The 11,963-nt window shown below is 72.8% G+C and carries 10 protein-coding genes; 4 read left to right on the forward strand and 6 right to left on the reverse strand.

The window, feature by feature from the left end; all coding sequences use genetic code 11:
- Positions 1-23 precede the first annotated feature (23 nt).
- Positions 24-146: a hypothetical protein gene (locus ACGFQC_RS29070; protein WP_363090749.1), complete on the reverse strand. Its 123-nt coding sequence runs from the start codon at positions 144-146 to the stop codon at positions 24-26.
- Positions 147-373: 227 nt separating this feature from the next.
- Between ACGFQC_RS29070 and ACGFQC_RS29075 the strand changes: the two genes are divergently transcribed.
- Positions 374-3,436 carry a glycoside hydrolase family 38 C-terminal domain-containing protein gene (locus ACGFQC_RS29075; protein WP_363090748.1) on the forward strand — a complete coding sequence of 1,021 codons (3,063 nt, stop codon included), beginning with the start codon at positions 374-376 and terminating at the stop codon, positions 3,434-3,436.
- Between the two features lie 564 nt (positions 3,437-4,000).
- Here the strand turns inward: ACGFQC_RS29075 and ACGFQC_RS29080 are convergent.
- Positions 4,001-5,131, reverse strand: coding sequence for an ATP-grasp domain-containing protein (locus ACGFQC_RS29080; protein ID WP_363090747.1), 1,131 nt, complete (start codon positions 5,129-5,131; stop codon positions 4,001-4,003).
- A gap of 271 nt (positions 5,132-5,402) precedes the next feature.
- Between ACGFQC_RS29080 and ACGFQC_RS29085 the strand changes: the two genes are divergently transcribed.
- Positions 5,403-6,263, forward strand: coding sequence for a metallophosphoesterase (locus tag ACGFQC_RS29085; protein WP_363090746.1), 861 nt, complete (start codon positions 5,403-5,405; stop codon positions 6,261-6,263).
- Positions 6,260-6,949: a 4'-phosphopantetheinyl transferase superfamily protein gene (locus tag ACGFQC_RS29090; protein ID WP_363090745.1), complete on the forward strand. Its 690-nt coding sequence runs from the start codon at positions 6,260-6,262 to the stop codon at positions 6,947-6,949. Before ACGFQC_RS29085 ends, ACGFQC_RS29090 begins: the two co-directional genes overlap by 4 nt.
- A gap of 42 nt (positions 6,950-6,991) precedes the next feature.
- Here ACGFQC_RS29090 and ACGFQC_RS29095 read toward each other — a convergent pair whose 3' ends face one another.
- From ACGFQC_RS29095 to ACGFQC_RS29105, 3 genes are all read right to left on the reverse strand, one after another.
- On the reverse strand, positions 6,992-7,231 hold the full coding sequence (locus ACGFQC_RS29095; protein WP_363090744.1) for a hypothetical protein: 240 nt from the start codon (positions 7,229-7,231) through the stop codon (positions 6,992-6,994).
- A gap of 360 nt (positions 7,232-7,591) precedes the next feature.
- Positions 7,592-8,134: a toxin-antitoxin system, toxin component gene (locus ACGFQC_RS29100; protein WP_363090774.1), complete on the reverse strand. Its 543-nt coding sequence runs from the start codon at positions 8,132-8,134 to the stop codon at positions 7,592-7,594.
- Positions 8,135-8,175: 41 nt separating this feature from the next.
- A complete protein-coding gene (locus ACGFQC_RS29105) occupies positions 8,176-8,826 on the reverse strand; it encodes a helix-turn-helix transcriptional regulator (RefSeq protein ID WP_363090743.1) in 651 nt (216 codons plus the stop codon).
- A 228-nt stretch (positions 8,827-9,054) separates the two neighbouring features.
- Between ACGFQC_RS29105 and ACGFQC_RS29110 the strand changes: the two genes are divergently transcribed.
- Positions 9,055-9,720, forward strand: a complete 666-nt coding sequence (locus ACGFQC_RS29110; RefSeq protein WP_363090742.1) for a hypothetical protein — start codon at positions 9,055-9,057, stop codon at positions 9,718-9,720.
- 550 nt (positions 9,721-10,270) lie between these two features.
- Here ACGFQC_RS29110 and ACGFQC_RS29115 read toward each other — a convergent pair.
- Positions 10,271-11,782, reverse strand: a complete 1,512-nt coding sequence (locus ACGFQC_RS29115) for an MFS transporter (protein WP_363090741.1) — start codon at positions 11,780-11,782, stop codon at positions 10,271-10,273.
- Positions 11,783-11,963 lie beyond the last annotated feature (181 nt).

The following is an 11,963-nucleotide window of genomic DNA, read 5'->3' on the forward strand; positions in this document are numbered from 1 at the left end:
CGTTCTCCGCTGAGGTTGTTCGATCAGGCTGCGGCGGCGGGAAGACGGCATTCCTCCTGGCGCTCGACGCCCTTCTCGTCCTTCAGGCGGTCGTCACTGGTTCTCGGACAGACGCCGACGCGGCGGGCTCTGACGGAGGCCTTCATGGCACTCAGGGCAGAGGAGTGAACGTGTCCTTATGAAGCTGTGCCACCGCAGGCAGGCCCATCACGGGCAGGCCCACCCCTGCACAATGCAGGGGTGGGCACAGTGCACGCCCGGCCTGCGTACCCGCTCGTACCTCCGGTGAGTCACCCGGGGTAAGCGCTTTCCCTCTCCTTCTCCTTGCCGTAGGTTCCAGCCATCCGCCTTCCCGGCTCCCTGGAGACTTCCCATGCACGACGAACGCCGCCGGATCGAGGAGCGCGTCGAGCGCGTCCACACCCAGCGCATCAAGCCCGCCGTCTACGCGGCCACCGTGCCCCTGGACGTCGAGGTCTGGCAGGCGCGGGGCGAGCCCGTACCGTTCGCACAGGCCGCGGCCGCCCCGTACGAGCCCTTCGTGATGGGCACGTCCTGGGGGCCGCCCTGGGGGACCACCTGGTTCCTGATGCGCGGCCGGGTGCCCGCCGAGTGGGCCGGCCGGCGGGTCGAGGCGGTCATCGACCTCGGTTTCACCGAGGACTGGCCCGGCAACCAGGCCGAGGCCCTGGTCCACCTGACCGACGGCACCCCGCTGAAGGCGGTCAACCCGCTCAACCAGTACGTGCCGATCGGCAACCCGGCGACCGGCGGCGAGGTGGTCGACTACCTGGTCGAGGCGGCCTCCAACCCCGACATCCTGGCCAACGGCTTCGCGGCTCCGACGCCCCTCGGCGACGTACTGACCGCAGGCGACCGTCCGCTGTACACGTTCCGCAGCGCCGACCTCGCGATCCTCGACGAGCAGGTCTGGCACCTCGACCTCGACCTCCAGGTCCTGTGCGAACTCATGGTCCACCTCGGTGAGCACGAGCCGCGCCGGCACGAGATCCTGCACGCCCTCGACCGGGCCATGGACGCCCTCGACCTGGACGACGTCTCCGGCAGCGCCACGGCCGTCCGAGAGGTCCTCGCCCCCGTCCTGGCCAGGCCCGCCCACGCCAGCGCGCACACCGTCTCGGGCGTCGGCCACGCGCACATCGACTCCGCCTGGCTGTGGCCGATCCGCGAGACCAAGCGCAAGACGGCCCGCACCTTCTCCAACGTCACCGCGCTCGCCGACGAGTACGACGACTTCATCTTCGCCTGCTCACAGGCCCAGCAGTACGAGTGGGTGCGCGACCACCACCCCCAGGTCTGGGCACGCATCCAGGAGTCGGTGCGCAAGGGACAGTGGGCGCCGGTCGGCGGCATGTGGGTCGAGTCCGACGGCAACCTGCCCGGCGGCGAGGCCATCGCCCGCCAACTGGTGCACGGCAAGCGGTTCTTCATCGAGCACTTCGGGATCGAGACCAAGGGGGTCTGGCTGCCGGACTCCTTCGGCTACAACGCGGCCTACCCGCAGCTCGCCAAGCTCGCCGGCAACGAGTGGTTCCTCACCCAGAAGATCTCCTGGAACCAGACGAACACCTTCCCCCACCACACCTTCTGGTGGGAGGGCATCGACGGCACCCGCATCTTCACCCACTTCCCCCCGATCGACACCTACAACGCCCGCTTCAGCGGCGTGGAGATGGACCGCGCCGTCCGCAACTACGCGGAGAAGGGCGTCGGCACCCGCTCCCTGGCCCCCTTCGGCTGGGGCGACGGCGGTGGCGGCCCCACCCGCGAGATCATGGAACGCGCCCGCCGGCTCGCCGACCTGGAGGGCTCGCCCAAGGTCGTCGTCGAGCACCCCGACGACTTCTTCGCCAAGGCCCGCGCCGAGTACCCGGACGCCCCGGTGTGGAACGGCGAGCTCTACCTCGAGCTGCACCGCGCCACGTACACCTCCCAGGCCCGCACCAAGCAGGGCAACCGCCGCTCCGAACACCGTCTGCGCGAGGCGGAGTTGTGGGCGACGACGGCCGCGCTGCACGCACCCGGCTACGCCTACCCCCACGAGAGGCTCGACCGGCTGTGGAAGACGGTCCTGCTCCACCAGTTCCACGACATCCTGCCGGGCTCGTCGATCGCCTGGGTCCACCGCGAGGCGGAGGCCGAGTACGCCCGCGTGGCGGGGGAGTTGGAGGAGCTGACGACGGAGGCCTTCGGCGCGCTGGGCGGCGGCGGGCCCCGGGTGTTCAACACCAGCCCCTACGACCGCGCCGAGGTGGTCCGCACCGGCACGGGCGCGCCGGTCTTCGTGAAGGTCCCGGCGGGCGGCAGCGCCCCCCTGGCGGACGCCGAACCCCCGCAGCCGGTCAGGGTCCGCGGGCGCGTCCTCGACAACGGGCTGGTACGGGTGGAGGTCGCCGAGGACGGCACGCTGTCCTCGGTGTTCGACCTGCGGGCCGGCCGTGAGGTCCTCGCCGACACCGGCAACCTGCTGCGCCTGCACACCGACCTCCCGAACAACTGGGACGCCTGGGACATCGACAAGCACTACCGGAACCGGTACACCGACCTCCTGACGGCGGACTCCGTCGAGGTGGTGGAGGAGGGCACGCTCGTCGGCGCCGTCCGGGTCGCCCGCTCCTTCGGCAAGGGATCGACGATCACCCAGACCGTCACCCTGCGCGCCGGCAGCCCCCGCGTCGACTTCGAGACCGACATCGACTGGCACGAGACCGAGAAGATCCTCAAGGCCGCGTTCCCGGTGGACGTGCGCGCCCCGCACTCCTCCGCCGAGATCCAGTTCGGCCACGTCCAGCGGCCCACCCACACCAACACCACGTGGGAGGCGGCGAAGTTCGAGGTGTCCTGCCACCGCTGGGTGCACATCGGCGAGCCCGGCTACGGCGTGGCCGTCCTCAACGACTCCACCTACGGCCACGACGTCTCCCGCACGGTCCGCGAGGACGGCGGCACGACCACCACCGTCCGGCTCAGCCTGGTGCGCGCCCCGCGCGTCCCGGACCCCGAGGCCGACCAGGGCAGGCACCGCTTCACCTACGCGCTGCTCCCCGGCGCGAGCGTCGAGGACGCGGTCGCCGAGGGCTACGCCCTCAACCTCCCGCTGCGGGTGGCCGACGCGGCGGGCGCGCCCGCCCCGGTCGTCTCCGTCGACGGCGAGGGCATCACCGTCGAGGCGGTGAAGCTCGCCGACGACGCGTCCGGCGATGTCGTCGTCCGGCTCTACGAGTCGCGCGGCGGCCGGGCCACCGGCACCCTGCGCACCGGCTTCCCGCTCGTCGGCGCGCAGGTCACGGACCTGCTGGAGCGACCGCTGGAGCCGGCCGGCACCGACGGCGGGAACGGCGTCCCCGTGCGGCTGCGGCCCTTCCAGATCCTGACGCTCCGGCTGAGCCGCGCCACCACCGGTCACCGGCCCTGACCGTCCGGCTGGGCGGACCGGAACCGGACAGGACCGGAACCGGACGGGCCCGCCGCTCGCCGCGAAGTCCCTTGCGCGGCAGGGGTGTTCGATCGTGGTGCTGCTTGACGTGCTCGGGCCGGCCGGTCGCTCCCCGTGACAGCGGCCGGCCGGCCCGATCCCCCGTTTCCCCGGGGATCCCCCGTCGATCCCCGGTTCCCCCGTGCTCCCCCGTGCGGTGGTGCTCGTCGTGCCTTCCTGCTCCCACGAAGGTCCCCCGTGACCCCCGTCGCCCCCGTGCTCCCCGTCGTTCCTCCGTGGGCCTTCGGTGTTACACCGTTAAGAGCGCGCACCCCGGGCCCTGATACACCCCGGGAGGAAAAAATCCCCCGGACTTTTCGTCCGGGGGACTTCGGCGGATCGCGTTGACGACGCTCTGTCCGTCGCCGCCGGTGAGCGCCCTCTGCTCGCCCGCCCGTTCCGGGCCGGGTTGCGGACGCCGGAGGGCAGGGCGAACACCAGTGTGTACCGCTTGACCCCGGTCGCGTTCGTCGCCGAGTTCACGCTCGGCGGGGCAGCCGGGGTCTACAGCGGCAGCGCCTGCGCCGCCTGACCCACCTCGACGGAGCCGACCGGTGCGGGCACGGCCGACAGCAGGGGCTCCGTCTCCTCCGTCCGCTGCGGGGCGAGCGGCACCGCACCCAGCGGGCGCGGCCCCGACACCACCGCGTAGTCCTGCCCGAGGAACGGCGGCACGATCTCGCCGGGGTCCTCGCCGAGCGCCAGCTGTACGGCCGCCCACGGCGCGTTGACCCCGCACAGGGACAGCTGGTGCAGCCCGCCGGCCGGACGGGTGTTGACGTCCATCAGGACCGGGACGTCACCGAACATCCGGAACTGGATGTTGGACAGGTAGTGCAGTCCGAAGCCCTCGGCGATCCGCCGGGCCGGCTCCAGCCACTGCTCCTGGAGGGTGAAGCCGCGGCGGCGGCCGTTCTTGGTGCGGCCGATGGACAGCCGGACCAGGTTGTCCGGGCCGGTCAGGCAGTCCACCGACACCTCCGGCTGCTCCAGCCGAGGCATCACCAGCCAGTCCACCTGCTCCTCGGCCTGCTCCAGCGCGTCGACGACCATGTCCAGCTGGACGTACGGCGACGGGAAACCGTTGAGCTGAGCCAGCGAGAAGGGGGCACGGGTGATCATCCGGAAGCCCACCCCGCCCGCGCCGGACGCCGGCTTGAAGCACGCCTTGTGTCCGCCGGCCTCCAACTCTTCGACGGCGGCGACGAGTTCGGACGCCGTCCGGACCCGCCACCACGGCGGCACGGGCACGCCGATGGCCTTGACCGCCTCGTAGGCGATCACCTTGTCGTGGAAGACCGCGACGGCCTCCGGCGTCGGGGCGAGCAGCGCCGTCCCGGCCGCGGCGAAGTCCGCGCGGTGCGCCACGATCGCCGCCTGGTGCAGCCGGGGCACGAACACGTCGATGCCGCGGCGCCGGCACTGGTCGAGGGCGTACTCGACGTACGCGGCGGGGGACAGGCCCTCCGGCTCCAGGTCGGCGGTGTCGGCGGCGGCCAGCACGGGCGAGTCGACGTCACCGTGCGTGGCGTGGATGTCCACGGCCCGGTCGCTCGGATTTCGCCGCAGCTGATCCATGAAGAACACGTTCTCCGCGTACGTGCGGTTGAGCCAGACGCGTACGCGAGAGACCATGCAGGCCGCCTTTCACGGTTCGCGGGCAGGGCGAAGCAGGCCCGGCCCGGGCAGGGGGGATTGGAGGGACACCAAACCGCCCTGCTCGAAGGCAGGTCGGGGCGGTGGTGTTGGGGCGATCATACGGCTTCCCGGAGGTGCCGCGTGCAACGCGCGTGTTACGGATTTTCCGATCATGTTCGTACGGGGCGCGAGCGCGGGTAAGGATGGGACGGCCGCGGTGCCGTCGGTGCGCGCGGTGACGGGTGAGAGCCGGGGAACGGAGCACAGCGTGACGTCGACGGCCGGTGGAGCCGGGCAACTGCTGGCCATCAGCGATCTGCACATCGGCTATCCCGAGAACCGGGCCCTGGTCGAGCGCATGGCCCCGGAGAGCGACGAGGACTGGCTGCTGGTAGCCGGTGACGTCTCGGAGAGCGTGGCCGACATCCGCTGGACGCTGAAGACCCTCGCGAGCCGTTTCCGCAAGGTCGTCTGGGCCCCCGGCAACCACGAACTGTGGACCCACCCCAAGGACGCCGTCACCCTGCGGGGCGTCGCCCGCTACGAGCACCTCGTCGAGATGTGCCGCGAGCTGGGCGTGACCACCCCCGAGGACCCCTACCCCGTCTGGGAGGGCCCCGGCGGTCCCGTCGCCGTCGCCCCGCTGTTCCTGCTGTACGACTACTCGTTCCTCCCGGCCGACTGCGCCACCAAGGAGGAGGGCCTGGAGTACGCGCACGGGACGGGCGTGGTGTGCAACGACGAGTACCTGCTGCACCCCGACCCCTACCCGAGCCGCGAGGACTGGTGCCGGGCCCGCGTCGCCGAGACCGGGCGCCGGCTCGCCGCCCTCCCGGAGGACCTCCCCACGGTCCTCGTCAACCACTACCCGCTGGACCGGCACCCCACCGACGTCCTGTGGTACCCCGAGTTCGCCATGTGGTGCGGCACCCGGCTGACCGCCGACTGGCACCGCCGCTTCCGGGTCGCCGCCATGGTCTACGGCCATCTGCACATCCCGCGGACCACCTGGCACGAGGGCGTCCGCTTCGAGGAGGTGTCGGTGGGCTACCCCCGAGAGTGGCGCAAACGCCCGCAGCCGCCGGGCCGGCCGCGCCGCATCCTGCCCTGGAAGGACGAGAACGCGTGATCGAGGAGCTGCTGCCGGAGACGGTGGTCGCGGTGGAGGCGCACGGCGAGGACGGCGTCCGCGAGTTCGGCGACGACCCCCTCTACCCGGAGGAGGAGGCACTCGTGGCGCGGGCCGTCGCCAAACGGCGCCGGGAGTTCACCCTCGTACGCTCCTGCGCCCGCCGCGCCATGGACAAGCTCGGCGTGCCCCCGCAGGCCGTGCTGCCCGGCGAACGCGGCGCCCCCGGATGGCCGGCCGGACTGGCCGGCAGCATGACCCACTGCGACGGCTACGCGGCGGCCGCCCTGGTCCGGGCCGCCGACCTGGCCTCGCTCGGCATCGACGCCGAACCGCACCAGCCGCTCCCCGACGGCGTGCTGTCCGCCGTCGCCCTGCCCGCGGAGCAGGAACGGCTGCGCCGACTGGCCGCCGACCGGCCCGAGGTGCACTGGGACCGGCTGCTGTTCAGCGCCAAGGAATCCGTCTACAAGGCGTGGTTCCCCCTCACCCGGAAGTGGCTGGACTTCGCCGAGGCCGACATCGAGATCGACGCCGGACCCGCGGGCGGCTCACAGGGCACCCTCAGGGCCCGGCTCCTCGTCCCCGGGCCCGTGGTCGGCGGTCACCGCCTCGGACACTTCGAGGGCGGCTGGACCGTCGGTCGCGGACTGGTGGCGACGGCGATCACCGTCCCGCACGGCTGAACCCCGCGGGCCCGCGGCCCCACCGACCGGTCGCCCCCGCCGTCACCGCTCCGGGAACCGGTCGCGCAGCAGCCGGAAGAACTCCTCCTCGCCGCCCGTGAGACCGGCGGCCGCCAGGGCCTGCTCCGCCTCGGCGAGAACGGCGGGCGGGACCACCGGCGGCAGCCGGTCGTACGGCGGACCGCCGGCGTCGTCCCCGAGCGCAGCCCGCACGGTGTGGAGCAGCCGCAGGTAGGCCTGCACGGCGGTGCGCTCGCGGTCGGTCGGTACGGCAGTGGGCATCGGTCGGCTCTCCCCGTGTCGGCGTCGTCTCCCACGCGCCGCCCGCGGCGCGTGCGCCCCCGTACGGCGGCGCACCCTCAAGCCTGCCGCCCACCACTGACAATCCGGCTTTCCCGGTCAGCGGTTCGCCCGCTCGGCCGAGGCGGGGCGTCACCGAAAGCCCCCTCCGGGAAAGCCGACGGCCGGTGACGGCCCCGCGCCGGTTCCCGTCCACGGCACCGGGTCCGGCCGACCCGCTCCGGCCGACCCGCTCCGGCCGGACCGTCGCGCCGGACCGTGCGGCCCCGCGCTCGGCCGCCAGGCCTGACCCGCGGTCCGAGGCGGCCCGTCTCAGCCGTCGGCCCCGACTCGCGGCCCGTCTCAGCCGCCGGCCCGGTCCTGCGGCCCGAGGTACCCGAGCGCCGCCTCGATCCGGCCTGCCAGGTGATCGCGCCGCCCGCGGCCGCGCGGCGACGAACCGGGCAGCCAGGTACGGCACTTGCTGGCGAGGAGCAGGCCGAAGCTCTCGGCGTCCCGCTCCTCGGCCTGGTCGAACCGGGTGCGTGCGGCGACGCTGCGGACCGTCGCCTGGAGGTCCGCCTCGTCGTGGAGCAGCCGGGCCGCGACCGCGGCGCCCTCCACATGGTGACCGCAGTGGCCCGCCTTCATGTGCCACAGCTCGTGGCCCAGGATCACCAACTGGTGGTCGGGGGCGGTGCGTTCCTCGATCACGACGAGGTCCTGGTCGGTCATGTCGAGCCACAGACCGCTGGCGGTGCCGGGCGGGAACGCGGCCGTACGGAAGACGACCGGGCGGCCGCGGCGGCGGCTCATGCCCTCGCACAGGGCCGCGTACAGGTCGGCGGGTGCGGCGGGGGCGGGGAGGGTCAGCTCCGCGACCAGTTCGCCGCACAGCCGGCGCATGTCCTTGGCGATGCCCACAGTCCTCCCAGTTCTCCCCCGGATCACGACTCCGGCCGCTTCACGCTCTCCAGGAGCATGTCCAGCCACTCGGCGACCTTGTCACGGTGCTGATCGGTGGGCAGTTGGGCGGCCCGCCACGCGATCCCGCGCACTCCGTGGTCCTGGAGCAGCCGCTCCAGCGGGTCCTCGGCGGCCGCGGCCGCCTCCCGGGCGGCGAGCTTCTGGAGCAACTCCTGCTCGATGTGCTGGAGGGCGCCCGCCAGGGCCTCGGGGTCCTCGGCCGTGAGGAAGCCGGCGTGCACGCGGAAGAAGCGCTGGAGGGCGTCGCAGTGCTCCATGGTGGGGCGGCGGTCGCCGTTGATGAGGGCGCCCGCCTGCTGCCGCGACATGCCGGCGCCGTCGGCGATCTCCTGCTGGGTGTACTTGCGGCCGTTGGGCTTGAGCCGGGTGCGGCGCAACAGGTCCAGCCGCTGCAGGAACCTGGCCTGCACGTCCGGTTCCCCCGCCGGGCGGCCGCTCAGCAGGGCCTTGACCACGGACTCGGGCACGCCGGAGGCGATGGACAGCCGTGCGGTGCCGAAGACCTCCGCGTGCGGCACGCCGAGCCGGTCGGCGAGAGCGGTGACGCGGGCGACGACGGCTGACAACAGCACCGTCGCCGTGGCGCCCGGAACCTCGAAGCCATCCGTCACCGACAGGTCTCCTACGTCTCTCACGAGCCTCTCACGGGCACACGCGATCGCCGTGAACTGCCCGGAGAGTAACCGGTCTTTCGAACTCACATCCAGGTCTCGCCACAACTGTGGCCAATTTCAGCCGTCAACGACCGCCGAATGCCACGATAGTTGACACGCCGCGCGCAGGGCAGCAGGATCGGCACGCCGCGTGAAGGCCGCAGAGGCAAGAGGGGTGACCTCCCGATGGCGTATCAGGCAGGTGGGCAGCGGTCGGTACCGCGGCCCGTCCCCGCGAGTCCCGAGGCCCAGTCCTACCTACGGGACTACGCCGCGTACCTGGAGGCCGTGCCCTTTCCTTCCGTCGTTCTCGACCACCGCTGGGACGTCGTTCTCGCCAACGCCGCTTTCGCGTCACTTTTCCGCGACGTGGGCCCGCATCCGACCGCGCTGCCGGACGACAACTTCCTGCGGTTCGTCCTCTTCCACCCGGACGCGGCGTCGGTCCTCGGCGACCACGAGGCGGGCTGGTGCCTGCCCGTGCTCGCCCGGTTCGCCGCGACCCTCGAACGGCACGGCCACGACCCCGTCCTGCAGGCGATCCGCCGCGAGATCGCCCAGGACCCCCTGATGGAGGCCGCCTACCGGCAGGGACTGCCGCACTGGGTGCGCGCCATGGGTGAGGACGCCGTCGAGCACGACGGGGCGGTCCGCACCCTGCTCCACCCCGACCCGCGCCGACCCGCCACCGAGTGCCGTATCGTCGGTGAGACTCCGCGCACGCTGCGTGAGATGGGGTACACGCGGCTGACGATGGTGCTGCGCGAGGCACCCGCGCCGGCCTCCCGCGGGGGACGGCGTCCGCGCCGCACCGCGGGACACCTCAGCGTGGTGCCCGCCCCCGAGGCCTGACCGGGCACCGTCGGCGTTCAGGTCGCCGACGGCGCCCGGGTCAGCGGGACGCACCGCACGTTCTCGCCGAGGACGGTCGGGCGCGCAGGGCGTTCCCGTCCCGGCCGACGGCGTGCCTCAGGGCCTCTCGTTTGGATCATGCCGGGCTCGCGGGCCCGGCACCGCCCCTCGCCGCGTTGCCGTCGGTCGCCAGGGCTCCGCCCTTACTCGCTCCTCCGCCTTGCGAGGCTCCCCCACTGCCCGAAAGGCGCAGGAGGTGCCCCCGGCACCGGACCCCGCTCCCTGATCCGGCCTGATCCGGCCTGATCCGGCCTGATCCGGCCTGATCCGGCCTGATCCAAACGAAAGACCCTGGCCCCGCGTGCCGTGGCCGGACCCGGGGCTGTGGGGCCGGCGGTCCCGCGGGGCGGCTTCCGCCGGCCGTGGGAGCCCGGCCGGCGTCGCGGGAGAAGCGGTGCGGCATGCCGACGGGCCCGGTGCTCGAAAGCACCGGGCCCGTCGGCCGCGCCCTCCCCGTCCCCACGGGCCGGCGCGGATCACCACATGCCGCTCACATGTGGACGGTGGGGGCGGCGTCCGCGTCGACCGCCGGGACGCCGCGCCGGTAGAGCAGCCCCGTGACCAGCGCGCCGACCGCGAAGAAGCCGGCCGACCACCAGTAGGCGGCGGAGTAGGACTCCAGCGCGGCCCGGGCCTGGGTCAGCTTGTCGGAGGGGTCCTTGCCGGCCAGGTACGACGTGGCGGCGCTGGCGGCGAGGGTGTTGAGCAGGGCCGTGCCGATGGAGCCGCCGATCTGCTGCATCGTGTTGACGGAGGCCGAGGCGACTCCGGCGTCCTCGGTGGCCACACCGCTGGTGGCGACGCTCATGGCGGGGGCCATGATCAGGCCGATGCCGAGACCGGTGACCAGCAGCGGGGGCAGGACGTCGGCCGCGTAGGTGCTGTCCAGGCCGAGGGCGGTCAGCCAGACCATGCCGGCGGCTCCGAGCACCATGCCGAGCGGGACCACGGTCTTCGGCCCGACGCGCGGCAGCAGGACGCTGGTGGACAGGGTGGCGCTCACCATGAGGGCGCCGACCATCGGGAGGAAGGCCAGGCCCGTCCGGACGGCGGAGAAGCCGAGGCTGAGCTGGAGGTAGTAGGTCAGGAAGAGGAACACGCCGAACATCCCGGCGCTGGAGATCAGCATGGCGGTGAAGGACGCGCCGCGGTCGCGGTCCAGGAGCACCCGCAGCGGCAGCAGCGGATGCGACGCCCTGGTCTGCCACCAGGTGAAGAGCGCCAGCAGCACGGTGCCGGCGGCGAGGAAGCCCCAGGACAGCGGCGAGCTCCAGTCGTGGGACTCGGCGTTGGAGAAGCCGTAGACGATGCCGAACAGGCCGGTGGTGACGAGGACCGTGCCGGGGATGTCGAGCTTGGCGCCGGGGTCACGGGCCGTGCGCCGGAGCAGCAGCGAGCCGCCGACGATGGCGAAGGCCGCGATGAAGAGGTTGACGTAGAGGGTCCAGCGCCAGTCCAGGTACTCGGTGAGGACACCGCCGAGCAGCAGGCCGACGGCCGCGCCGGAGCCGGCGATCGCGCCGAAGATGCCGAAGGCCTTGGCGCGTTCCTTCGGGTCGGTGAAGGTGGTGGTCAGCAAGGAGAGCGCGGCCGGGGCGAGCAGCGCGCCGAACAGGCCCTGGAGGGCGCGGCCCGCGACGAGCATCTCGAAGCTGGTGGCCGCGCCGGCCACGGCGGAGGCGGCCGCGAAGCCGCTCACGCCGACGAGGAAGGCGGGCTTGCGGCCGAAGAGGTCGGCGATCCGGCCGCCGAGCAGCAGCAGGCTGCCGAAGGCCAGTGAGTAGGCGGTGACGATCCAGGTCCGGTCGCCGTCGGAGAAGCCGAGGTCGGCCTGGGCGGACGGCAGGGCGATGTTCACGATGGTCGCGTCCAGCACGACCATCAGCTGGGCGAGCCCGATGACGGCGAGTATCCACCACCGGTGGCGGGGCCCGGCGGCCTCGGCCGGTGAGCCGATCCTGCCGGGCGACACCGTGTCCGGTGCTGCGGCTGTCTGAGCCATGGGGACGTACTCCAGTCGTGGTCGGTGGCGAAGTCGGTGGCGAAGTCGGTGGCGAAATCGGTGACGGCGCCGGTTACGAACAGGTAAAACGAAACCGTTTCGTACACCTAGCCTAGAGGTCCGGCGAGCGAAACGCAAACGTTTCGCTCCGGTCCGCCCGTGAGGCGCCCGCCCCGCGCCC

It is taken from the genome of Streptomyces sp. NPDC048734 (assembly GCF_043198675.1).
Lineage (GTDB): Bacteria > Actinomycetota > Actinomycetes > Streptomycetales > Streptomycetaceae > Streptomyces.